Below are 21,920 nucleotides of genomic sequence, written 5' to 3' on the forward strand. Positions count from 1 at the left end.
ACATGTCTTTGGAGGATGAGCGCATCAGCGAGCTGCGGGCCACCGCGCACCCGTTGCGCCTGCAGATGCTGTCGCTGCTGACGGGCGCCGAGCTGAGCGCCGCCGAGGTCGCCCGCGAGCTCGACATCACGCAGGCCAACGCCAGCTACCACCTGCGCCTGCTCGAGTCGGCGGGTCTCCTGGAGATCGCGGGGGAGGAGTCCGTCCGCGGCGGGCGGGCCAAGAAGTACCGGCACCCGTGGGACGCCCCGACCGTGCGTCCCGAGTCGACCCGCGACGAGGACCGTCTCGCCTCCGTGCGCGTGCTCGCCGACATGATCCCGCGCCGGTTCGCCGAGCGGCGGCAGGGGAGCCGGAGCCAGTTCACCGACGCCGAGCTCTGGGTCGAGCCGGAGGTGTGGGACCGGGTCACCGCGCTCCTCGTCGAGGCCAGCTCCCTGCTGCATGGATCCGCCCGTCCTCCGCGCACCGAGGAGACCGTCCGCGTCGCCCTGTCCGTCGCGGCGTTCCAGCTCGACGGCGAGAGGAAGTCGGCGCGATGAAGGTCCAGGACTCGCTGGGCGCGCTGGCCGACCGCAGGTTCGCGTGGTACTTCGCGGCTCGATCGGTCTCGACCGCGGGGTCGGTGATGGTGCCCGTGGCGCTCGCCTTCGCCGTGCTGCACATCGACTCCTCAGCCGGCGCGCTCGCGCAGGTGCTGGGCGTCCGCACCCTGACGATGGTGGTCTTCCTGCTCGTCGGCGGCGTCGTCGCAGACCGCTTCTCACGCATCGTCGTGCTCCAGGTCTCGCACGTGCTCACCTGCGTCACCCAGGCGCTCGCGGCATACCTCATCATCAGCGGTAACGCGACGCTCACGCAGCTGACCGTCATCGAGGGTGTCAACGGGGCCGTGTCGGCGTTCACGATGCCGGCGATGATGGGCATCGTCCCGCTCGTCGTCGACCGGTCACGGCTCCAGCAGGCCAACGCACTGCTGTCGTTCAGCCGCAGTGGGCTCTCCATCATCGGGCCAGCCGTGGCCGGGGTGCTCGTCGTGAGCGTCGGCCCGGGCTGGGCGCTCGCCGTCGACGCGCTGACGTATGCCGTCGCCATCGTCTGTCTCGCCCGCGTCGGTCTGCCACGTCGCCCGGACGGGGCGGGCACAGCGCGCCACTCGATGGTGCGCGAGCTGCGGGAGGGATGGAGCGAGTTCCGCCGGCGTGAGTGGCTGTGGGTCGTCGTGCTCGTCTTCGGACTGACCAACGCGATCCACTCCGGGGTCATCGGGGTGCTCGGGCCGCTCGTGGCGGCGTCGACCGAGTCCATCGGCGAGGCAGGTTGGGGTCTGGTGCTGAGTGCCGAGGCCGTCGGCACGGTGCTCATGACCCTCGTCATGCTGCGACTGCGCCTCAAGCGCCCCTTGCGTGCCGGCATGATCGCCATCTGCGTGCTCGCCGTGCCCATGGTGCTGCTCGGGGTGGCCCCCGCCCTGGTGCCCGTCGCCATCGGGTTCTTCCTCGCCGGTGCGGCAGTCGAGGTCTTCGGCGTCGGGTGGAGCACCGCGCTGCACGAGCACGTGCCGATCTCCGTGCTGTCGCGCGTCTCGAGCTACGACGCGTTGGGGTCCTTCGTCGCCATCCCCGTCGGCACGTTCCTCTACGGGTGGCTGGCGACGGCCGTCGACACGGAGACGCTGATGATCCTCAGCGCCGGCGTCTACGTCGTGATCTCGCTGTCCGCGCTGCTCTCACGGTCGGTCCGCGAGCTGGGCCGGACGGTCGAGGAGCCCGCTGAGGAGCCCGCCGGGGAGCCCACCGAGGAGCCCACCGAGCTGTCCCGTCCCGGCGTCAGCGAGTGACGACGCCGTTGTGCGTCGCAAACACCTTCTGCAGGTCGGCCGAGTCGACCAGGGTGGGGTTGGACGACGACTGGTTGCCCCACCCGTAGGCGTAGTCCATCACCGGCGACGGCACCAGCCGGTGCCACTCGGCCTGCATGGCGGACATCTGCGCTGCGGTGGGGAGTCGGTAGTAGCCCCCCGACAGCCGCTCCTGGCCGAAGGCCTGGAAGACCGGCACGATCGCCGACAGGGGGATCCCGGCGTCCAGGGCGGCCACGACCTTGTCGGTGATCTTGCGCACCGGGCAGGTCGGCGACGCGTTCGAGCAGGGGTAGGGGTCGAGGCCGACGAGGTCGACATGGCTGTTCGCCGGGCTGAACGCGCTGTAGTCCGTCGTCCGGGACAGGACGATGAAGGACTTCTGGCTCCCGGCGGTTCGTGACCGGATGTAGTCCGCGCGGCTCCGCAGCGCCGCGGCGCCTCCCTGGCAGTCCGAGACGTGGGGCTCGTCCGAGAGGTAGTAGCCGAAGACCTTGGGGCTGGAGGCGAGCTGGTCGACGGTCGCGCGGAAGGCCGCGTCAGCCACGGTCGGGCACTTCTGGCCCAGCCAGACCACGCCCGAGACCCCGTTGGGCAGGGATGCGACCGTCGATGCCCCGGTGTCGAAGACGTCGAACCCCAACGCCGCCGGCGCCGTCGAGCCGTGAAGGTTCGTGATGAAGTGCTTGGTGGTGGGCGACACGGCCTGACCGCTCGGTGCGGCGCCGATGACGAACACCGCGGCGAGCGAGACCAGGGCGATGAGGACGCGGACCACAGGCCGCTTCCGCTCTCGCGGCGACCGGTCGGCCGCTGCCTGCGCGGCCGTCATCAGCTGCTCGGTGCTGTCACGCATGGGGTGCTCGCTCTCGGTTGGTTGGGGCCCCCCTGTGGTAGGCGGGACGAACATCCTGTTCGGCTCGCTTGGAGAGACTCTAGGGCGTTCGGGCGACTCGTGCTCGGGCCGCCGCGCGGCACCCCCCTAGGATTGGCGGTGCCTGGCTCGCCCACCCCTGAGGACCTCACATCGTGTCGATCAAGGACATCCGACTCTTCGGCGACCCGGTCCTGCGCACCGCAGCCGCCGAGGTCACCGACTTCGACAAGCAGCTGCGGGTGCTGGTCAAGGACCTCGAGGACACCATGCTCGACGCCCCCGGCGCCGGACTCGCCGCCCCGCAGATCGGCGTCGGACTGCGCGTCTTCACCTACTGGGTCGACGGCGTGCTCGGCCACCTCGTCAACCCGGTGCTCGACCTGTCGACCGACGAGCAGGACGGCCCTGAGGGGTGCCTGTCGATCCCGGGCCTGGCGTTCGAGACCAAGCGCGCCCTGTCGGTCGTGGCCACGGGGCAGGACATGCACGGCGAGCCCGTCGTGCTCGAGGGCACCGAGCTCCTCGCGCGCTGCGTGCAGCACGAGACGGACCACCTGGACGGCATCCTCTTCGTCGACCGGCTCGACCCCGAGGCGCGGCGCGAGGCGATGCGCGCCATCCGCGAGGCCGAGTGGTTCGCGGACAACCCGCCCGAGGTGCGGATCAGCCCGCACTCCACCTTCGGCCGGGCGATGTGACATGAGAGTCGTCTTCGCAGGCACCCCCGAGGCGGCGGTGCCCAGCCTTGATGCCGTTGCAGCCTCACAGCACGAGCTCATCGGCGTCGTCACGCGCCCCGACGCGCCGTCGGGCCGCGGCCGGCGTCTCGAGGCCTCCCCGGTCCGGCGCCGCGCCGAGGAGCTCGGCGTGCCGGTGCTGACCCCGTCGCGCGCCAAGGACCCCGACTTCCTCCGCGCGCTGTCGGCGCTCGCGCCCGCTGCGTGTCCCGTCGTGGCGTACGGCAACCTCCTCCCGCCCGACGCTTTGGCGATCCCGCGACTCGGCTGGATCAACCTGCACTTCTCGCTCCTGCCTGCCTGGCGCGGGGCTGCCCCCGTCCAGCACGCGATCATGGCCGGCGACGAGGTGACCGGCGCATCGACCTTCGTCATCGAGCGAGGCCTCGACACCGGGCCCGTCCTGGGTGTCATGACCGAGACGATCCGCCCCACGGACACGGCGGGCGACCTCCTCGCCCGGTTGTCGACGGCCGGCGCCGGTCTGCTCGTCGCAACCCTCGACGGGCTCGAGTCGGGCGACCTCGTGGCGGTGCCGCAGCCGTCCGAGGGAGTCTCGCTCGCGCCGAAGATCGAGGTGGAGGACGCCCGCATCGTGTGGACCCGGCCGGCGACGGCGGTCGACCGGCTCGTGCGGGGCTGCACCCCGGCACCCGGTGCCTGGTCCACGTTCCGCGGCGAGCGACTCAAGGTGTCGCCGCTGACGGTCGCCGCGCCCGGCGACGTCCCGGCGGGCGGCGGGCCACTGGGCGCCGGGGACCTCGTCGTCACGAAGAAAGCCGTCTTCGTCGGCACCGGGACGGGGGCCGTGCGTCTGGGCACGGTGCAGCCACACGGCAAGAAGCCGATGCCGGCCGCGGACTGGGCTCGTGGCACGCGCATCGAGGCAGGAGAGCGGGTCGGCGATGAGTGACGAGCGACGAGGCGGCGGAGGCGGCGGAGGCGGCCGCGGCTCCGGCGGCGACGGGCGACGGGGAGAGCGTCAACGCCCACCGGCACGTGAGCGCTCGGCCCGACACCGTTCGGAGCAGCGACCGGCCGAACGTGCCCGTCGGACCGATGCGCCGCGACTCGCGGCCTACACCGCGATGCGTGAGATCGCCGACGGCGCCTACGCCAACCTCGCGCTGCCGAAACTGTTGCGCGACAAGCGAATCAGCGGCCGAGACGCCGGGTTCGCCACTGAGCTGGTCTACGGCGCGACGCGACTCTCCGGCCTCTACGATGCGATCATCGCGTCTGCTGCAGGTCGCCCCGTCGACAAGATCGATGCCAACGTGCTCGACACCCTCAGGCTCGGCGCGCACCAGCTGCTAGGCATGCGCGTGCCCAGCCACGCGGCGGTCGACGAGACCGTGGCCCTGGCCCGGCAGGTCAACGGGGCCGGGGCGGCCGGTTTCGTCAACGCCGTCATGCGGCGCATCAGCGAGCGGGATCCGGACGCGTGGACCGACCTCGTCACCGCAGGTGTCAACGACCCCGTCGAGCGACTCGCCCTGAGCACCTCGCATCCGGTCTGGATCGCCAAGGCCCTCCGGGCTGCGCTCATCGGACACGGGGCCGCGGGGCCTGGCGACGTCGAGGAGTCATTGACCGCCCTCCTCGAGAGCGACAACGACGCGGCGAAGGTGTCGCTCGTCGCGCGGCCCGGGCTCGTTTCGCTCGACGAGCTCGAGGATGCCGGTGCCGAGCGTTCGGGGCTCAGCCCCGTCGGGGCGACCTTGCCCGAGGGTGACCCCGGTTCCATCGCTGCGGTCCGCGACGGCCGCGCCGCCGTGCAGGACGAGGGCTCGCAGCTGCTGGTCCTCGCCCTCGCCGCCGCGGCAGTCGAGGGTGACGCGGCGCAGCACGAGCGCTGGCTCGACCTGTGCGCCGGACCGGGAGGCAAGGCAGGCCTCCTGGCAGCACTTGCCATCGAGCGTCGGATTCCCTTCGTGGCCAACGAGATCAGTGAGCACCGTGCCGATCTCGTATGGCAGACCCTGGCTGCGGCGCGAGTGGCAGCCCGTGACGCCGACACGAGCCTCAAGGTCCGTCACGGTGACGGGCGCGAGCTCGGGGACGTCGAGCCGGGCGGTTTCAGCCGTGTGCTCATCGACGCTCCGTGCACTGGTCTTGGGGCGCTGCGTCGTCGCCCCGAGGCGCGGTGGCGCCGCACGGCCGGTGACGTCGCGGCCCTCGCGGGGCTGCAGCGCGAGCTGCTGGTGTCCGGCATCGACGCGACCGCGTCCGGCGGGCTCGTCGGCTACGCCACGTGCAGCCCGCACCTCAACGAGACACGCTTCGTGGTCACCGACATCCTCAAGCGTCGCAACGACGTCGAGCTCGTCGATGCTCGACCGCTCTTCGTCGACGCGAACGGGTACGAGCTCGTGGGCCTCGGCGAGGGGCCGTACGTCCAGCTCTGGCCGCACGTCCACGGCACCGACGCGATGTTCTTCGCCCTGTTGCGCAAGCTGTGACCGGAGGCAGTCCGAAAAGCGCTCGCGCGCGTGACTGCTCGATGGGCAGGGTGGGGCCGTGACGGCATACGCGATGGACGACCTGGAGCCCAACCCCTTCGACGAACGGGTGGCGCCCACGTATGACGTCGGCTCGGCGCACATGTTCGAGCCCCAGGTGCTGGGACCCACCGTCGACCTGCTGCAGGAGCTCGCCGGCGACGGGCCGGCCCTCGAGCTTGCCATCGGCACCGGCCGGGTCGCCTTGCCGCTCGCCGCCCGCGGCGTCGAGGTGCACGGCGTCGACTTCTCCGAGGCGATGGTCGCCGAGCTGCGCCGCAAGCCCGGCGGCGACCGGTTGCCGGTGACGATCGGCGACATGGCGACGACGCGGGTGGGCAGCGGCTTCACGCTCGCGTACCTCGTCTACAACACCATCACCAACCTGCTGACCCAGGACGAGCAGGTCGAGTGCTTCCGCACGGTCGGCGCCCAGCTCGCGCCGGGCGGATCCTTCGTCGTCGAGGTCTTCGTGCCCCAGCTGAGGCGAATGCCCCCGGGGCAGACCGCGGTGCCCTTCCACGTCGGGAAGCGGCACGTCGGCTTCGACACCGTCGACGTCGTGAGCCAGCGCTCCGTGTCGCACCACTACGTGCGGACCGAGTCGCTGGAGGGCAACGGAGGACGAGGGCTCGCGACGTACTCGGCCTCCGCGCACCGCTACGTGTGGCCCTCGGAGCTCGACCTCATGGCGCGGATCGCGGGCCTGCGGCTGCGTGACCGCTGGGCCGACTGGGACCGCACGCCCTTCACGGCGGACTCCGAGTCCCACGTGTCGGTCTGGACGAAGGTCGCCGACTGACGGCGAGGGCCCGGAACTAGGCTGTGCGCGTGCAGATCTCACCGAGCATCCTGTCCGCCGACTTCGCCAACCTGGAGGCCGAGCTGGGGCGCATCGCGAACGCCGACTGGGCGCACGTCGACGTCATGGACGCCCACTTCGTCCCCAACCTCACGCTCGGTCTGCCGGTGATCGAGGCCCTGCTGAAGGTGAGCCCGATCCCCATCGACGCCCACCTCATGATCGAGGACCCCGACCGCTGGGCTCCGTCCTACGCCGAGGCCGGCTGCCAGTCGGTCACCTTCCACGTCGAGGCCGCGCGCGACCCCCGGACCCTGGCGCGGACGCTGCGTGCCGCCGGTGCTCGCTCGTCGATGGCCCTCAAGCCCGGGACCGCGTTCGGGCCCTACGAAGAGCTGCTGCCCGACCTCGACATGGTGCTCGTCATGACCGTCGAGCCGGGCTTCGGTGGTCAGTCCTTCATGGCCGACCAGATGCCCAAGGTGCGTCAGGTCCGTGATGCGGTGCGGCGGCACGGCGGGGAGATCTGGATCCAGGTCGACGGCGGCGTCAGCGCCGACACGATCGAGCAGTGCGCAGACGCGGGTGCCGACGTGTTCGTGGCGGGCTCTGCGGTCTACGGCCCCGCGGACGCGGCAGCCGCCGTCGACGAGCTGCGGGCGCTCGCGGTCCAGCACCGGCACTGACGGGACGTTCGACCCCCGGGGCGCGCTCAGCCCGGCAAACCAGGTGCGGCGACGTCCGGGAGTGCACTTGGATGGGTCCCGTGCCCATCACGCTGGAGACCGCGACCGCCGACTCACTGGACGAGGCCGTCGAGGCGTTGGCGTCCTGGCAGGACGAAGGGGCGCCGGTCCAGCTCCACCCGGGTGACCTCGGGTGGAACTGGAAACTGGGGACGGAGAACCTCGCCGCAGCCCTCCGGGTGTGGCGCCGGGACGGGCAGGTCATGGCGGTCGGCCTCGTGGAGGATGCCGGCCTCGTCCGGATGGGGGTCGCCCCCATCGTCGATCGGGACGATGCGTTCGCGGCGCGGCTGCTCGCCGACCTGTCGGATCCGGAGCGTGGCGTGCTGGCCGCGGACGACGCGAGTGTCGAGGCTCGGTCCGGCACCGCCTTCCGACGGCTCCTCACCGAGAGCGGTTGGGTCGCGGACGAGTCGTGGACGCCGCTGTCGCGTGACCTCACCGACGCGGTGGACGACTGCGGCCTCAGGGTCGTGGTCGCGGACGCAGCCACGGCGCGGGAGCGGGTCGAGGTTCAGCGCGCCGCGTTCCCGAACTCGACGTTCACCGTCGAGCGCTGGCACACGATGGCCACCTCCTCGCCGTACCGGCGGGCGCGGTGTCTGGTCGCCTACGACTCCGGTCATGCCGCGGTCGCCGCCGTGACGGTCTGGTCGGCGGGCCCGGGAAGGCCCGGCCTGCTCGAACCACTCGGCGTGCACCAGGACCATCGCGGTCGCGGGTTCGGCGCGGCGATCTCGCTCGCGGCTGCGGCCGCGCTGCGGGAGATGGGCGCCTCCAGCGCGACCGTGTGCACCCCGAGCAGCAACGTCGGCGCCGTGGCAACGTACGCCTCGGCCGGCTTCCGACGGCTCGCGCCCGTCACCGACTTCCGTCGGCCGGGCTGACGTGGCGAGACCGCGGACCAACGGGCGCGCCCGGGGGCGTTGACGGTCGCCGGCCCCTCGTGGTGCCCGTCACGCGGTCGGGGTGTGCCCGGGGCGCGGTCAGGGGTGCATACTGGCTGTACGTGCTCCGGGGTCGGTGTAATTCCGAGCCGGCGGTTACAGTCCGCGACCCGACCGCATCCAGCGGCCGGTTGACCTGGTGAAATTCCGGGACCGACGGTGAAAGTCCGGATGGGAGGCAGCACGAAACAGGCCGTCGTGGCCTGGACCGTCGGCATCGTCCGTCCGGGTCCGGACCGCGTGGGCGTGTGGAGGTACCCCGGAGTTCGTCCGTGCCACGACGAACGACCAAGGACGAAACCCCACATGCAGGCTCTTGCTCTGGCCGACCAGACGAAGAACGTCTTCCAGCAGGCCATCGACGCCACCATCCCCATCGGCCCCTACCAGCTGCACTGGCTCGAGCTGATCGGCGTGCTCATCGGGCTCGCCTCCGCCTACCTCGGCATGCGCCGGTGGGTCTGGGCCTGGCCCGTCGGGATCCTGGCCAACATCATGCTCTTCTTCGTCTACCTCGGCGCCGTCTTCGGCGCCGACGAGCGCATCCCGCTCTTCGGCCAGGCGGGCCGCCAGGTGTTCTTCATCGTCACGAGCATCTATGGCTGGTGGCGCTGGTCGCAGGTACGCCGGCTCAACCACGCCGGGGACGCGAGCGGCGTCGCCATCACGCCGAGGTGGGCCACGAGCCGCGAACGTGTGGGCGTCGTCGTCTTCTGGCTCGTCGGCACCGTCGTCGTCCACCAGGCCTTCGTGTGGCTGTGGAACCTCTCGCCGAACCCGTTCTTCACCCCGCAGTGGTGGTTTTACTGGTGCGACGCGTGGATCTTCGTCGGCTCCATCGTCGCCACGTATGCCATGGCTCGTGGGTGGAACGAGTTCTGGCTCGCGTGGATCGCTGTCGACCTGATCGGCGTGCCCTTCGCCTTCGCGACCGACTACGTGCCGACGGCCGTCCTCTACACCTTCTACGGCCTCTTCGTCATCTACGGCTTCACCCAGTGGGTCAAGGCGTCGCGGGTCGACGAGCGCGACGTCGAGCCCCAGCTGGCCGGCACGCCGAGCTGACCCGTGGGCAACACGGCGGCCGCGGCCTGGATGCGACGAGCCCTTCAGCTCGCCGCGGCCGGGCCGTGGCCGGACCCCAACCCGCGCGTCGGGTGCGTGCTCGTGGCACCGGACGGCACCGTCGTCGGTGAGGGGTTCCACCACGGCGCAGGGACGCCGCACGCCGAGATCGAGGCCCTGACCGCGGCGGGTGACGCGGCGAGGGGAGCGACGGCGTTCGTCACGCTCGAACCCTGCTCGCACACGGGGCGCACCGGTCCGTGTTCGGACGCCTTGGCCGAGTCCGGGGTGGCGCGCGTCGTGTTCGCCCAGTCGGACCCCAATCCGGACGCCTCCGGCGGAGCCGAGCGGCTGCACGCCGCCGGCGTCCAGGTCACGGGGGGTGTGCTGGCCGACGAGGCCGCCGCGATCAATGAGCGGTGGGCCCGGACCGTGGCGCTCGGCCGCCCTCTCGTCACGTGGAAGCTCGCCACGACCCTCGACGGTCGCAGCGCCGCCGCCGACGGCACCAGCCAGTGGATCACGGGAGAGGCCGCACGGGCCGACGTCCACCTGCTGCGGGCCACCCGTGACGCCGTGCTCGTCGGCACCGGCACCGTCCTTGCCGACGACCCCCGTCTCACGGTGCGTATGCCGGGTGGGGAGCTCGCCGCGCGGCAGCCCCTCCGTGCGGTGATGGGGGAGCGCGACGTCCCGGACGGAGCGCGGGTCCGTGACGCGCCCGGCACGCTCGTCCACCTCGAGACGCGAAACCCGCGGGAGGCCCTGGACCTGTTGTGGCGCAAGGGTGTCCGCGACGTGTGGCTCGAGGGCGGCCCGACGCTGGCAGCGGCCTTCATCTCCGCCGGTCTCGTCGACGACGTCTATGCCTACGTCGCACCGGCCCTGCTCGGCGCCGGCCCCGCCGCCGTCGCCGACCTCGGCATCCGGTCCGTCTCGGACGTCCGCCGGCTCGACCTCCTGGACGTCGCCGTCGTCGGGGGAGACGTCCGCATCCACGCCGTCCCCGTAGTCGGAACTCCCGCCGTCGGAACCCCCGCAGCCACCCCCGCCACGGACTCGTGAGCACACGCCGACCCTGAGGAGACACATGTTCACCGGAATCGTCGAGGAGCTGGGCACCGTCGCCGCCATCGAGCACGGCACCGACTCGGCCGTGCTCCGCATCGACGGACCCCTCGTCGTCAGTGACGCGACGCACGGCGCCTCCATCTCCGTCAATGGGGTCTGCCTCACCGTGACCGAGCACGACGCGACCGGCTTCACGGTCGACGTCATGGCCGAGACGCTCGCCCGCAGCAGCCTGGGCGCGCTCGCCCCGGGCGACCGCGTCAATCTCGAGCGCGCGATGCCCGCCGACGGCAGGTTCGGCGGCCACGTCGTCCAGGGCCACGTCGACGGCACCGCCACCATCACGGCGCGCACGCCCGGGGACCGTTGGGAGACGGTCGACTTCACGCTCCCGGCCGGCCTGGCGGCATACGTCGTCGAGAAGGGCTCGATCACCGTCGACGGGGTGTCGCTCACGGTCGCTCATGTCGGTGACGACTCGTTCGGCGTCTCGCTGATCCCCACGACCCTCGAGCTGACGACGTTGGGACACAAGGGAGTCGGCGACGTCGTGAACCTCGAGGTCGACGTCATCGCCAAGTACGTCGAGCGACTGCTCACCCACCGACAGGAGGTCGCGCCATGACCACCCTCTCGACCATCGAGGCGGCGCTCGAAGCGCTCCAGGCGGGTCGGCCCGTCCTCGTCCTCGACGACGAGGACCGCGAGAACGAGGGCGACCTCGTCCTCGCCGCCGAGACCGCCACCGAGGACTGGATGGCGTGGACGATCCGTCACTCCTCGGGCTACCTGTGTGCGCCGATGCCCGACGAGGTCGCCGACCGTCTCGAGCTGCCGCTCATGGTCGCCGACAACCGCGACCCGCTGCGCACCGCCTACACCGTGTCGGTCGATGCGGCCACGGGTGTCAGGACGGGGATCAGCGCGGCCGACCGGCTCCGCACCGTCCAGGTGCTCGCCGACGTCGACTCGACGCCCGCCGACCTCATCCGACCCGGACACGTCCTGCCGCTGCGCGGCCGCCCCGGAGGCGTGCTGACGCGCCCCGGCCACACCGAGGCAGCGGTCGACCTGACCAGGCTCGCCGGTCTCTCGCCCGTCGGCGTCATCGGCGAGCTCGTCCACGACGACGGCACGATGATGCGGTTCGACGCAGTCGTCGGGCTCGGGCGCGAGTTCGGTCTGCCGGTCATCACGATCGCGCAGCTCGTCGACCACCGCCAGCGCCTCGACCGGGTGGAGCGTCTCGCGACGACCCGCATCCCGACGGTCCACGGCACGTTCACCGCGCACGGCTACCGCGACACCCTGACCGGCGACGAGCACGTCGCCCTCGTCAGCCCCCGGGGGCTGCAGGGACTGCGCCACGCGGGGCCGGTCCTCACCCGTCTGCACTCCGAGTGCCTGACCGGCGACGCCTTCGGGTCGCTGCGCTGCGACTGCGGCCCCCAGCTGCAGGCGGCCCTGGCGCGGGTCGGCAGCGAGGGCGGCATCGTCGTCTACCTCGGCGGTCACGAGGGCCGTGGCGTGGGACTCGTCGACAAGCTGCGCGCCTACGCCCAGCAGGACCGCGGGGCCGACACCGTCGATGCGCAGACCGCCCTCGGGCTGCCCGTCGACGCGAGGGAGTACGCCGCCGGCGCGGCGATCCTGCACGACCTCGGGGCGACCGAGGTCGTCCTGCTGACGAACAACCCCAACAAGGTCACGGCCCTGCGGCGGCTGGGCGTCGACGTGGTCGCCGTCGAGCGTCTGCACGGCCCGATGGGCGAGGACAACGAGCAGTACCTCATCACCAAGCGCGAACGCCTGGGTCATGACATCCCGGTCACGAACGACCGGCACGGCGGCAAGGAGACGGCATGAAGGACGGCGCACCCACTCTCACCACCGACGGCAGCGGCCTCCGGGTCGCGGTCGTCGCGGCGAGCTGGCACCAGCAGGTCATGGACGGACTGCTGGACGGGGCCCGGCGCGGCCTCGCCGACGCCGGTGTGACGGCCGTCGACGTCGTCCGGGTGCCCGGTACGTTCGAGCTGCCCGTCGCGTGCGCGACGTTGGCCGACCGCTACGACGCGCTCGTCGCGCTCGGCGTCGTCATCCGCGGCGGCACCCCGCACTTCGACTACGTCTGCCAGGCGGCGACGGTCGGCATCACCGACGTGTCGGTGAGCACGGCGACGCCCATCGGGTTCGGCGTGCTGACGTGCGACGACGAGGCGCAGGCGCTCGACCGCGCAGGGCTGCCCGGCTCGGCCGAGGACAAGGGGCACGAGGCCGCGACGGCGGCAGTCGCGACCGTCGTGGCACTCCGCTCCGTCGCCACGTCGTGAGCACCGTCCGGACCCGGGGTTCACGGCCCGTAGGCTGGGGCACCGTGAAGAGCTTTGAGCAGCTGTATGCCGAGCTGGCCGAGAAGGCGCAGACGCGACCCGAGGGTTCGGGCACCGTCGCGCAGCTCGATGCCGGCGTGCACGCGATCGGGAAGAAGATCGTCGAGGAGGCCGCCGAGGTGTGGATGGCCGCCGAGTACCAGTCGAACGACGAGGCCGCCGAGGAGATCAGCCAGCTCCTCTACCATCTGCAGGTCCTCATGCTCGCCAAGGGCATCTCGCTCGACGACGTCTACTCCCACCTCTGAGGACTCTCATCCCCATGCTGCGAATCGCCGTGCCCAACAAGGGTTCCCTGTCCGACGTCACCGTCGAGCTGCTCCGCGAGGCGGGCTACCGCACGCGTCGTGACAGCAAGGAGCTCGTCGTCTCCGACGCCGAGAACGACGTCGAGTTCTTCTACCTGCGCCCGCGCGACATCGCCGTCTACGTCGGCTCGGGCACCGTCGACGCCGGGGTGACCGGCCGTGACCTGCTGCTCGACTCCGGCTCTGACGCCGTCGAGGTCATGGCGCTCGGCTTCGGGGCCTCGACGTTCCGGTATGCCGGCAAGCCGGGTCAGGTGGCCACGGTCGAGGACATCGCGGGCAAGCGCGTCGCGACGTCGTACGCCGGTCTCGTCCGCGCCGACCTGAGCTCGCGCGGTCTGTCCGCCGAGGTCGTGCGGCTCGACGGCGCCGTCGAGACCGCCATCACCCTGGGGGTGGCCGACTGCATCGCCGACGTCGTGGAGACCGGCACGACGCTGCGCCAGCAAGGCCTCGAGGTGTTCGGCGAGCCGATCCTGCGCTCGGAGGCCGTCCTCATCCGCGGAGACCGCCCCGGCGAGGCCCAGGCCATCGAGGTGCTCCAGCGACGCATCGCCGGCGTCATCACGGCCCGGACGTACGTCATGCTCGACTACGACTGCCCCAGGGACCTCGTCGACAAGGCCTGCGAGCTGACGCCGGGCCTCGAGTCGCCGACCGTCTCGCCGATGCAGGACGAGGGTTGGGTCGCCGTGCGCGCCATGGTGCCGAGGCTGGGACGCAACCGGCTCATGGACGAGCTCTACGACCTCGGGGCGCGGGCCATCCTCGTCACCGACATCGCCGCCTGCCGGCTGTGACCCGCGACGGTAGGAGGAACAGCATGACGCCGCCGTCCGGGTCGCACCAGGCGCCCGGGGCCGACTCAGGCCCAGACGCGCTGGCGCCCTTCCGGCCCCGACGGGGTCGCACCGTGGCGCTGGTGGTGGCGTGGTTGTCGCTCGTCGTCTTCGGGGTCATCGCGGTCGTCATGCCGGCCCAGGCCGACGGACGTTGGGGCGTCGGCGACCGCCTGATGTTCTTCGGCCTCGGCGTCGCCGTCGCCCTCATCGCCTGGCGCTACGCCTCCATCGTCGCGGTGCCGAGCCGGGCGGGCATCGTCGTGCGCAACCTCATGCTGACCCGCACCCTCACGTGGCCGGAGGTCGTCGGCATCCAGTTCGGTGGCGGAGAGCCGTGGGTGACGCTCGACCTCGAGGACGGCGACTCCGTCGCGGTCATGGCGATCCAGAAGGCCGACGGACCCGTGGCGGGCCGTGAGGCCTCGCGGCTCGCCGCCCTCATCCAGGCGTTCGGTGAGGCCAGCGAGCCGGAGCGCCCGCTGGGCCCGTCATGACCGGGGCCCCGACGCCGGACCGCATGCGGCACGCGCTGGGCCACTTCGCCACCGGGGTGACCATCGTGACCGGTTTCGCGGACGGAGCCGCTCCGGTGGGGTTCGCCTGCCAGTCCTTCGCGTCCGTGTCGCTGCACCCGCCGCTGGTGCTGTTCTGTGCCGACCATCGCGGGCGGTCCTGGCCGCGGATGCGTGACCACGGTCGGTTCACCGTCAACGTTCTCGGGCACGACCAGCACGACCTCATCGCACGCTTCGGCTCGGCCGACGGTGCACGGTTCGACGGGTTGGACTGGGCGCCGTCGGTGCACGGTGGCCCGAGTCTGCCGGGCGTGCTGATGCGGGTGCACTGCTCGGTCGAGCAGGTCCACGTCGCGGGCGACCACGACGTCGTCATCGGTCGGGTGCTCGACCTCGAGGACGGCGAGTCCGGTCGGCCGATGCTCTTCTACCGCGGGCGCCTGACGGTCACGGAGCGACGCACCGCGTCGGCGCCCGGGGAGACCGCCCAGGACGTCGAGGACGCAGCCCGGGCGATGGACGACTACTGGGGCTGAGCGCCGACGCGAGGCGTTGCGGAGCCGTCAGCGGAAGTGGATGAAGTTCGACGGCCAGGAGTAGCTGCTGCGCGCGATGATCCGGCGGCCGCTCATCGAGGTGTACGTCTTTCCGAGCACCGTGCCGCCGTAGCCACTCTCGGAGATCGCGACCGTGTTGCCGTCGGCGCTGACCCAGTCGACGTAGGCGACGTGGTTGGAGTTCCACTGCGCGATGTCACCGACCCGCGGGCTCTGGTCGACGGCGAAGCCCTTGGCCCGCGCATTGTCGTCCCACGTGTTGGCGTTGCCGAGGTTGCCCGGGTTCTGCACCCCGTCGCGGGACAGGCGGTAGGCCGAGTAGTTCGTGCAGTTGTTGCCCCACGCGTCGACGGGGTAGTACCAGGCGCGCTGCCCGTAGTAGCCGAACCGCTGGATGCAGTCCTGGGTGGCCCGCGAGTAGCACGCCCAGCCCGACGGCGCGGGGCCGCCGGTGATGGCCCACGTGACGACGGAGCCCTGGTAGACGGCGACGTTGCCGGTGGCGAGCACGCGCACGACCGATCCGGCACCGCTGGTCTGCGTCGACCACAGGATGACGCCGCGGCTGTCGCGGACGACGAAGTTGCCGTCGGTCTGCATCGTGGCCGTGCTGCCGCTGCCCGAGGTGAAGGCCGCCCACTGGCGCTTGCCCTGGGCCGAGCTGAGCACGAGGTTGCCGTCGTTCTGCATGGCGAGGCTCCACCCCTGGCTCGTCGAGACGAGCGACTCGCCGGGGCGCAGGACCTGTCCGGGCAGCATCTGGTCGTAGCGGACGCCGCGGTGGTCCCACACGGTCGTCGTGCCCTGACGCACCTGGAGCAGCCCCTGGTCGGTCAGGGTGAGCACGCCCCCGGTCCAGCCGTTGGTGCCGCTCGACCAGGCGACCGTGCCGTTCGTGCGCAGGATGACGACGTTGCCGTCGGCGCGCACCTCGAGGCGGTTGCCGGCACCGGGCGTCGCGCTCGTCCAACGGCTGGCGCCGGCTGACGTCGCGACGACGAGGTTGCCGTCCGCCTGCATCGTGGCGGTGTACGTGCCCGAGGGGGACCGCAGGGCGGTGGCGGGCGAGAGCACCTGGCCGGGCGTCAGGGTGGCGCCGGCGACATAGGTGAAGCCGTCGGTGCGCTCGACCGCACCGGCCCGGGTGGTGACGCGGATCGTGATGGGACCGGTCGCCGGGCGGGCCGGCACGACGGCGGTCAGTGCCGTGGCAGACACCCGGGTCCAGGACGTCGCGGCGACGCCGTCGAACTGCACAGCGCTGACGTCGGTGAACGAGGTGCCGCTCAGGGTGATGACGGCACCGCTCAACGGGCCGGAGGCCGGGGTGACGGAGCTGATGACGGGTGGGTTCTGGTAGGTGAAGCGTCCGCCGGGCACGACCGCCGAGGTGCCACCGGGGGTGGTGACGCGCACGTCGACGTCGCCCTCGGCCTGGGGCGGCACGGTGACGACGAGCTGGGTCGCCGACAGGCGGGTCACCGTGGTCGCGGCGACGCCTCCGAAGGTCACGGCGGAGATCCGGTCGTATGCCGTCCCGGTCAGCGTGACGCTGCCGCCGCCCTTCGTGGGAGCGAGGGCGGGGGACAGGGCGGTCACGGTCGGGACGGCCTGGTAGGTGAACTGCCCTGCCGGGACGACCGGCGAGACGCCGCCGGGGGTGGTGACGCGCACGTCGACGGTGCCCGCCGGGCGTCCCGGTGCGGTGATGCGCAGCTCCGTGTCCGAGACCCGGACCAGCCCGGTGCCCGGCGTCGTGCCGAAGTCCACTCCGGTGGCGAGGCCGAGCCGCGTCCCCGTGATGACGACGGCACCGCCGCTCAGCGGGCCGGCCGGCGTCGACAGTGCCGAGACGGCAGGCACCCCGACGTAGGTGAAGAGGCCCTTGTCGGTCTCGGGGCTCGTCCCGTTGGCGTTCACGACACGGACCGTGACCGCGCCCTCGGCCTGCGCCGGGGCGGTGATCCGCAGCGAGCTGTCGGACACCCGGACGAGACCGGTGCCCGCGACGGAGCCGAACTGCACCGCGGTGGCCTCGCCGAGCCCGGTGCCGGAGATCGTCACGACCGTGCCTCCGGTCAGTGGCCCTGCGACAGCAGACAGCCCGGTGACGGCGGGTGGCGAGCCGAAGGCATACCGGGCTCCCGCCCCGGCGGCGGACGTGCCGCCCGGGGTGGTGACGAGCACGTCGACCGGCCCGGATGCGTGGGCAGGCGTCGTGACGCGCACCGTCGTGTCCGAGACCCGAACGAGGTTGGTGGCCGTCACCGTGCCGAAGCTGATCGTGGTGGCTCGGGTGAGGCCGGTGCCCGTCACCGTGACGACGGTGCCTCCGCTCGGCGGACCGGTCTGCGGCGACACCGACGCGATCGCCGGCGCGGGATCGAACGCGAAGGTGCTCGACGCGCCGTCGGGCGACGTGCCGTACGGGGTCGTGACGGTGAGGCCGACGGGCCCTGCGGAGTGGGCGGGTGTCGTGACTGCGATGGTCGTGGCTGACAGCACGGTGAAGGGGATGGGCGTGCCATCGAGGTTCACGCGGGTCACGCCGACGAAACCGACCCCGGTCACGGTGACGCGAGTGCCACCACTGAGCGGGCCGGCGGTGGTCGACAGCGAGGTCACGGCCGGCGCGGTTGCCTGGAAGGCGAAGCGAGCGCGCGTCGTCGCAGCCGACGTGCCACCCGGCGTCGTGACGCGTACGTCGACCGTGCCCGCGGCGCCGGCCGGGGTGGTGACGCGGAGCGTCGTGGCCGAGACCCGGACGACCTGCGTCGTCGTGGCGGTGCCGAGCTGCACCGCGGTCGCGCGGCCGAGGCCTGTGCCCGTCAGCGTGACGACCGTGCCGCCCGTCGTCGGCCCCGAGGCGGGGGACGCGCCGGTCAGCGTCGGGAGGGCCTCGTAGGAGTAGGCGTTCGCGGTGGTCGCTGGTGAGAGACCGGCCGCCGTGCGCACCTGGACGTTGGCGAGGCCGGCCGGGCGGGCCGGGGCCGTGACCCGCAGCTGGGTGCTCGACAGCACCGTGAAGCCGGCGGTCGTCCCACCGAAGGTGACGTGCGTCGTCCCGGTGAAGTTGGTCCCGCCCACGACGAAGACGGTGCCTCCCCGGACCGGGCCGGCCGACACGGACAGGCTCGTGACCGTTGGCGTCCTGACGACGGGCGGGGCGATGTAGGTGAAGCGGCCCGCACCCGTGATGGGCGACGTGCCTCCCGGCGTGGTGACCCGCACATCGACCGGGCCGGCGGGGTGGGCCGGGACGGTCACGCGGACCTGGGTCGCGGAGAGGCGGGTGAGTCCGGTGGCCGCGGCGTATCCGAAGTGGACCGAGCTCGCCCGCTGCAGACCCGTTCCGGTCAGGGTGACGGTCGTTCCGCCACGCGACGACCCGCTCCGCGACGAGAGGGCACCGAGGGTGGGAACGGCGTCGAAGGAGAAGGTGGACCGAGAGGACACGGGTGAGGAGCCGGTCGGCGTGGCAACGCGAACACTCACGAGGCCCGGGCCGTGGGCCGGGGTGACCACCCGGACCTTCGTGGTCGACAAGCGCGTGACGCGGGTGACGGTGGTCGTGCCGAACAAGACCTTCGTGGTCGCGCCCACCCCGGAACCCGACAGGTCGACGACCGTGCCACCGCGAGTCGGCCCGGCGACGACCGACAGGCTGACGGCCGACGGAGCGGTGAGTGCGGCGGCGGGGACGGCGCCCACGAGGCCGGGGATGCCCGCGACGAGGACCAGCGCGATGAGCGCGGCGACGAGGCGGCCCGGGCTCGCTGGGGTGGCCTCGCGCTCAGGCTCGGTCACCGGGGTGGGGCGAGGCAGCATCGTCGGTCTCCTTGCAGTCAGCACGTCGTCGTGCATTCTGCACAGGTTTGTCCTCCGTTGTACGCCGTTTGACCCGAATTGTGCGTCTCAACTGCATCACGAGCCCCGCGGGTGACGGAGCGGTGCGACTCAGCCTCACGCCCCCGAGGGAACCCCCCGCCCAATCGAAAGAGCAATCCGTCCGGTTCCGGGCCAAGATGCCTGACGCGAAACGGGGACGGATTGCTCTTTCGATTGGTTCTTCGGAGCGGTGCGACTCAGCCGACCCGGCGGAGGTCGGGGCGCAGCCTCACCACGACGACGGCCTGCACCACGCCGATCGCCGCGAGGACGGCCCAGACGAGCGACAGGCCGCCGGTCACGTCGCGCACCAGGCCCATGGCGACCGGGCCGATCGAGGCGATGCCGTAGGAGATGAGGAAGGCCATGCCGGTGAGCCGCCCGCTCGCCTCCGGCGTCCGCGTGTAGCGCACGAGGAGGACGAGGGCGAGGGAGAACGCGGCTCCCTGGCCGAGGCCGGTCACGACCGCCCACAGCCACGGCGCCGTCAGCGGGGCGAGCCAGATGCCGACGGAACCGGCGACACCGAGGGTCGCCGCAGGCAACAGGAGCCGACGCATGTCGTGCGTGCGGTCGCTGAGGACGGGTCCGAGCAGCCCCGAGACGATCTGCGCCCCGCTGAAGGCCGCCGCGAGGAAGCCGGCCGACTCACGGGACCAGCCGTGCTCGACGTAGGTCGGGGCGAGCCACGTGACGGCGGAGTAGAAGCACCAGGACTGGAGGGCGAGGTAGCCGGCGACGAGCCACGCCGTGGGGTGGCCCCAGGGGAGGCGACCCGGCCCCTCCTCGTCGGGCGTGTGGTGCGGGTTGGCGCGCACGGTGAACGGGGCCCAGGCGAGGGCACCGACGAGGGCGACGACCGACCACGAGCCGAGCGAGGCCTGCCAGCTGCCGAGCCGGTCGGCCAGGGGCACGGCGATCGCCGAGCTCAGCGCGGCGCCGCCCATCATCGCCAGCATGTAGAGGCCGGTGACGAGACCGGTGCGCTCGGGAGGGAAGTAGGTCTTGACGAGGCGGGGGAGCAGCGTGCCGGCCACGGCGATCCCGACACCGCAGACGAACGTCCCCGCGTAGAGCACGACGACGTGGTCGCCGGCGAAGCGGCTCGCCGTCCCCGCGAGGATGCCGATGACGGCCCCGAGGACGGCGCCCGCCGCGCCGGTGCGGTGGGCGATCCGGCTCGCCACGGGCGCGAAGACACCCATGCAGAGGACCGGCAGGGTGGTCAGCGCCCCCGCGGCGGCATGGCTGAGACCGAGGTCCGTGGAGATCGCGTCGAGCAGCGGGGGGACGCTCGTGATCGCGATCCGCAGGTTGGCGGCGACCGCGACGAGCGCGACGGCCATCACCCACACCGCGGGGAGGGGCCGGACCGCTCGTCGACGTGTGCGCACCGTCAGAGACTAGATGTGTCGAGGACGAGGTCGGCGCGCTGCCTGGTCGCGTCGGCCGTGAAGAGCACCGTCTCCTGCCTGGCCCAGCGCTCCCACTGCGGACGGTAGGCCTCGCCGTCGCGCTCGATCCCACGGCACCTCCGCAGCGCGACCTCGGCGTCGACGAAGACGGACACGGCGGCATACGCCCCCGCCGGCTGCACGCTGGAGCCGCACCCCTCCACGACGAGGAAGCGGCACGGGGGCACCTCGCGCGAGCCGGCCCATTCGTCGCGCACCCAGCTCCAGATCCGGTATGCCGCCCGCTCGCCTCGGGCGAGCGGCTCCAGCACCTGCGTGGTGAGGAGCCCTGGGCCCCGGGCCAACCCGTCCCAGCCGGGGTAGAGGTGGTCCATGTGTACGACGGCCACGGGAGCGACCGGTTCGAGCGCCAGCTCGACGCCGCGGGCCAGCGTCGTCTTGCCGGCACCGCTCGGACCGTCGAGGGCGATGACGACGACGTCGCCACACCGTGGGCGCGCGGCGAGCGCGAGAGAGACGACGGCGGTGACATGGTCCTCGCGCGGCGCCCGCGTCACGTCGTCCCACATGGGCGCGAGACTACCCATCGGCGCCACTGGCCTAGATTTGTCGCATGCCGGTCGCCACGAGAGTCATCGCCTGCCTGGACGTCGACGCGGGCCGGGTCGTCAAGGGCGTCAACTTCGAGAACCTCCGCGACGCCGGCGACCCGGTCGAGCTGGCCAAGCTCTACGACGAGCAGGGCGTCGACGAGCTGACCTTCCTCGACGTGACGGCGAGCAGCGGCGACCGGGAGACCACCTATGACGTCGTGCGCCGCACCGCAGAGCAGGTCTTCATCCCGCTCACGGTCGGTGGTGGCGTGCGGACCGTCGACGACGTCGACCGCCTGCTGCGCGCAGGCGCCGACAAGGTCGGGGTCAACACCGCAGCGATCGCCCGGCCCGAGCTGATCGCCGAGATCGCGAGCCGATTCGGTGCGCAGGTGCTGGTCCTGTCGGCCGACGTCCGCCGTCGTCTCGGCGACGACGGGCAGCCCACGGACGACTTCGTCATGACGACGCACGGTGGCCGCACCCCGGTCGACCTCGACGCGGTCGACTGGTGCGCGCGGGCCGCCGAGCTCGGAGCGGGGGAGATCCTGCTCAACTCGATGGACGCCGACGGCACGAAGCACGGCTTCGACCTCGAGCTCATCCGCCGCGTGCGGGCGGCGGTGTCGGTGCCCGTCATCGCGAGCGGCGGCGCCGGGCGCGTCGAGCACTTCGCGCCGGCCGTCGAGGCGGGCGCCGACGCGGTGCTCGCCGCGAGCGTCTTCCACTACCGCGAGCTCACCGTCGGTCAGGTCAAGGACGCCCTGCGGGCGGCCGGTCTCACCGTCCGGTGACCTCGGGC

General features: G+C 72.2%; 22 protein-coding genes and 1 riboswitch. Of the genes, 18 read left to right on the top strand and 4 right to left on the bottom strand.

Annotated features, from left to right (window positions below):
* The first annotated feature begins 2 nt into the window (after nucleotides 1-2).
* Complete coding sequence (locus AC1DIW_RS15565; RefSeq protein WP_478109286.1) at nucleotides 3-542, top strand: ArsR/SmtB family transcription factor; 540 nt, start codon at nucleotides 3-5, stop codon at nucleotides 540-542.
* Nucleotides 539-1,840 (top strand): MFS transporter, encoded by a 1,302-nt coding sequence (locus tag AC1DIW_RS15570; protein ID WP_478109288.1) that lies wholly within the window; start codon nucleotides 539-541, stop codon nucleotides 1,838-1,840. The genes AC1DIW_RS15565 and AC1DIW_RS15570 overlap by 4 nt, the downstream gene beginning before the upstream one ends.
* On the opposite strand, the gene AC1DIW_RS15575 is transcribed toward AC1DIW_RS15570, so the two are convergent.
* The gene (locus AC1DIW_RS15575) at nucleotides 1,830-2,717 is read right to left on the bottom strand and encodes a hypothetical protein (RefSeq protein ID WP_478109290.1); all 888 of its coding nucleotides are present in this window, start codon (nucleotides 2,715-2,717) and stop codon (nucleotides 1,830-1,832) included. The genes AC1DIW_RS15570 and AC1DIW_RS15575 overlap by 11 nt on opposite strands.
* Before the next feature lie 173 nt (nucleotides 2,718-2,890).
* Between AC1DIW_RS15575 and def the strand changes: the two genes are divergently transcribed.
* From def to AC1DIW_RS15650, 15 genes are all read left to right on the top strand, one after another.
* Nucleotides 2,891-3,436 carry a peptide deformylase gene (gene def, locus AC1DIW_RS15580; RefSeq protein WP_442278000.1) on the top strand — a complete coding sequence of 182 codons (546 nt, stop codon included), beginning with the start codon at nucleotides 2,891-2,893 and terminating at the stop codon, nucleotides 3,434-3,436.
* Nucleotide 3,437: 1 nt separating this feature from the next.
* Nucleotides 3,438-4,388 (top strand): methionyl-tRNA formyltransferase, encoded by a 951-nt coding sequence (fmt, locus tag AC1DIW_RS15585; RefSeq protein ID WP_478109292.1) that lies wholly within the window; start codon nucleotides 3,438-3,440, stop codon nucleotides 4,386-4,388.
* Nucleotides 4,381-5,937 (top strand): RsmB/NOP family class I SAM-dependent RNA methyltransferase, encoded by a 1,557-nt coding sequence (locus AC1DIW_RS15590; RefSeq protein ID WP_478109294.1) that lies wholly within the window; start codon nucleotides 4,381-4,383, stop codon nucleotides 5,935-5,937. Before fmt ends, AC1DIW_RS15590 begins: the two co-directional genes overlap by 8 nt.
* 58 nt (nucleotides 5,938-5,995) lie before the next feature.
* Nucleotides 5,996-6,778 (top strand): class I SAM-dependent DNA methyltransferase, encoded by a 783-nt coding sequence (locus AC1DIW_RS15595; protein ID WP_478109295.1) that lies wholly within the window; start codon nucleotides 5,996-5,998, stop codon nucleotides 6,776-6,778.
* Between the two features lie 29 nt (nucleotides 6,779-6,807).
* Nucleotides 6,808-7,464 (top strand): ribulose-phosphate 3-epimerase, encoded by a 657-nt coding sequence (gene rpe / locus AC1DIW_RS15600; RefSeq protein ID WP_442278004.1) that lies wholly within the window; start codon nucleotides 6,808-6,810, stop codon nucleotides 7,462-7,464.
* Between the two features lie 71 nt (nucleotides 7,465-7,535).
* Entirely contained in the window at nucleotides 7,536-8,411 is an 876-nt protein-coding gene (locus tag AC1DIW_RS15605) for an N-acetyltransferase family protein (RefSeq protein WP_478109297.1), read from the top strand.
* A 119-nt stretch (nucleotides 8,412-8,530) separates the two neighbouring features.
* Nucleotides 8,531-8,659, top strand: a riboswitch (FMN riboswitch).
* A gap of 118 nt (nucleotides 8,660-8,777) precedes the next feature.
* A complete protein-coding gene (gene pnuC / locus AC1DIW_RS15610) occupies nucleotides 8,778-9,536 on the top strand; it encodes a nicotinamide riboside transporter PnuC (protein WP_478109298.1) in 759 nt (252 codons plus the stop codon).
* A gap of 3 nt (nucleotides 9,537-9,539) precedes the next feature.
* The gene (ribD, locus tag AC1DIW_RS15615) at nucleotides 9,540-10,601 is read left to right on the top strand and encodes a bifunctional diaminohydroxyphosphoribosylaminopyrimidine deaminase/5-amino-6-(5-phosphoribosylamino)uracil reductase RibD (RefSeq protein WP_478109299.1); all 1,062 of its coding nucleotides are present in this window, start codon (nucleotides 9,540-9,542) and stop codon (nucleotides 10,599-10,601) included.
* A 25-nt stretch (nucleotides 10,602-10,626) separates the two neighbouring features.
* Complete coding sequence (locus AC1DIW_RS15620; protein WP_478109301.1) at nucleotides 10,627-11,232, top strand: riboflavin synthase; 606 nt, start codon at nucleotides 10,627-10,629, stop codon at nucleotides 11,230-11,232.
* Nucleotides 11,229-12,473, top strand: coding sequence for a 3,4-dihydroxy-2-butanone-4-phosphate synthase (gene ribB, locus AC1DIW_RS15625; protein WP_478109303.1), 1,245 nt, complete (start codon nucleotides 11,229-11,231; stop codon nucleotides 12,471-12,473). Before AC1DIW_RS15620 ends, ribB begins: the two co-directional genes overlap by 4 nt.
* Nucleotides 12,470-12,940 (top strand): 6,7-dimethyl-8-ribityllumazine synthase, encoded by a 471-nt coding sequence (ribH, locus tag AC1DIW_RS15630; RefSeq protein ID WP_442278010.1) that lies wholly within the window; start codon nucleotides 12,470-12,472, stop codon nucleotides 12,938-12,940. Before ribB ends, ribH begins: the two co-directional genes overlap by 4 nt.
* 44 nt (nucleotides 12,941-12,984) lie before the next feature.
* Nucleotides 12,985-13,248: a phosphoribosyl-ATP diphosphatase gene (locus AC1DIW_RS15635; RefSeq protein WP_028785574.1), complete on the top strand. Its 264-nt coding sequence runs from the start codon at nucleotides 12,985-12,987 to the stop codon at nucleotides 13,246-13,248.
* A gap of 14 nt (nucleotides 13,249-13,262) precedes the next feature.
* Nucleotides 13,263-14,108: an ATP phosphoribosyltransferase gene (hisG, locus tag AC1DIW_RS15640; RefSeq protein WP_442278011.1), complete on the top strand. Its 846-nt coding sequence runs from the start codon at nucleotides 13,263-13,265 to the stop codon at nucleotides 14,106-14,108.
* 23 nt (nucleotides 14,109-14,131) lie between these two features.
* Nucleotides 14,132-14,644 (top strand): PH domain-containing protein, encoded by a 513-nt coding sequence (locus AC1DIW_RS15645; RefSeq protein WP_442278012.1) that lies wholly within the window; start codon nucleotides 14,132-14,134, stop codon nucleotides 14,642-14,644.
* Nucleotides 14,641-15,201 (top strand): flavin reductase family protein, encoded by a 561-nt coding sequence (locus tag AC1DIW_RS15650; protein ID WP_478109306.1) that lies wholly within the window; start codon nucleotides 14,641-14,643, stop codon nucleotides 15,199-15,201. The genes AC1DIW_RS15645 and AC1DIW_RS15650 overlap by 4 nt, the downstream gene beginning before the upstream one ends.
* 27 nt (nucleotides 15,202-15,228) lie before the next feature.
* On the opposite strand, the gene AC1DIW_RS15655 is transcribed toward AC1DIW_RS15650, so the two are convergent.
* The 3 genes from AC1DIW_RS15655 to AC1DIW_RS15665 all read right to left on the bottom strand — a co-directional run bounded on the left by AC1DIW_RS15655 (nucleotide 15,229) and on the right by AC1DIW_RS15665 (nucleotide 21,094).
* The gene (locus tag AC1DIW_RS15655; protein ID WP_478109308.1) at nucleotides 15,229-19,050 is read right to left on the bottom strand and encodes an IPT/TIG domain-containing protein; all 3,822 of its coding nucleotides are present in this window, start codon (nucleotides 19,048-19,050) and stop codon (nucleotides 15,229-15,231) included.
* A gap of 257 nt (nucleotides 19,051-19,307) precedes the next feature.
* Nucleotides 19,308-20,504 (bottom strand): MFS transporter, encoded by a 1,197-nt coding sequence (locus AC1DIW_RS15660; RefSeq protein WP_442278015.1) that lies wholly within the window; start codon nucleotides 20,502-20,504, stop codon nucleotides 19,308-19,310.
* 2 nt (nucleotides 20,505-20,506) lie between these two features.
* The gene (locus AC1DIW_RS15665) at nucleotides 20,507-21,094 is read right to left on the bottom strand and encodes a nucleoside/nucleotide kinase family protein (RefSeq protein ID WP_478109310.1); all 588 of its coding nucleotides are present in this window, start codon (nucleotides 21,092-21,094) and stop codon (nucleotides 20,507-20,509) included.
* 44 nt (nucleotides 21,095-21,138) lie between these two features.
* On the opposite strand from AC1DIW_RS15665, the gene hisF reads away from it, so the two are divergent.
* Entirely contained in the window at nucleotides 21,139-21,912 is a 774-nt protein-coding gene (gene hisF, locus AC1DIW_RS15670) for an imidazole glycerol phosphate synthase subunit HisF (protein ID WP_478109312.1), read from the top strand.
* The last annotated feature ends 8 nt before the right edge of the window (nucleotides 21,913-21,920 follow it).

The sequence above is a fragment of the Terrabacter sp. 01T434 genome (assembly GCF_056398545.1).

Excerpts from the sequence above, each read along its gene's own strand:
- AC1DIW_RS15570 (WP_478109288.1), top strand. The coding sequence starts at position 539 with ATGAAGGTCCAGGACTCGCTGGGCGCGCTGGCCGACCGCAGGTTCGCG.
- AC1DIW_RS15645 (WP_442278012.1), top strand. The coding sequence starts at position 14,132 with ATGACGCCGCCGTCCGGGTCGCACCAGGCGCCCGGGGCCGACTCAGGC.
- pnuC (WP_478109298.1), top strand. The coding sequence starts at position 8,778 with ATGCAGGCTCTTGCTCTGGCCGACCAGACGAAGAACGTCTTCCAGCAG.
- AC1DIW_RS15605 (WP_478109297.1), top strand. The coding sequence starts at position 7,536 with ATGGGTCCCGTGCCCATCACGCTGGAGACCGCGACCGCCGACTCACTG.
- AC1DIW_RS15620 (WP_478109301.1), top strand. The coding sequence starts at position 10,627 with ATGTTCACCGGAATCGTCGAGGAGCTGGGCACCGTCGCCGCCATCGAG.
- AC1DIW_RS15665 (WP_478109310.1), bottom strand. The coding sequence starts at position 21,094 with ATGTGGGACGACGTGACGCGGGCGCCGCGCGAGGACCATGTCACCGCC.
- AC1DIW_RS15575 (WP_478109290.1), bottom strand. The coding sequence starts at position 2,717 with ATGCGTGACAGCACCGAGCAGCTGATGACGGCCGCGCAGGCAGCGGCC.
- AC1DIW_RS15565 (WP_478109286.1), top strand. The coding sequence starts at position 3 with ATGTCTTTGGAGGATGAGCGCATCAGCGAGCTGCGGGCCACCGCGCAC.
- ribH (WP_442278010.1), top strand. The coding sequence starts at position 12,470 with ATGAAGGACGGCGCACCCACTCTCACCACCGACGGCAGCGGCCTCCGG.
- hisF (WP_478109312.1), top strand. The coding sequence starts at position 21,139 with ATGCCGGTCGCCACGAGAGTCATCGCCTGCCTGGACGTCGACGCGGGC.
- AC1DIW_RS15590 (WP_478109294.1), top strand. The coding sequence starts at position 4,381 with ATGAGTGACGAGCGACGAGGCGGCGGAGGCGGCGGAGGCGGCCGCGGC.
- ribB (WP_478109303.1), top strand. The coding sequence starts at position 11,229 with ATGACCACCCTCTCGACCATCGAGGCGGCGCTCGAAGCGCTCCAGGCG.
- fmt (WP_478109292.1), top strand. The coding sequence starts at position 3,438 with ATGAGAGTCGTCTTCGCAGGCACCCCCGAGGCGGCGGTGCCCAGCCTT.
- hisG (WP_442278011.1), top strand. The coding sequence starts at position 13,263 with ATGCTGCGAATCGCCGTGCCCAACAAGGGTTCCCTGTCCGACGTCACC.
- AC1DIW_RS15650 (WP_478109306.1), top strand. The coding sequence starts at position 14,641 with ATGACCGGGGCCCCGACGCCGGACCGCATGCGGCACGCGCTGGGCCAC.
- AC1DIW_RS15655 (WP_478109308.1), bottom strand. The coding sequence starts at position 19,050 with ATGCTGCCTCGCCCCACCCCGGTGACCGAGCCTGAGCGCGAGGCCACC.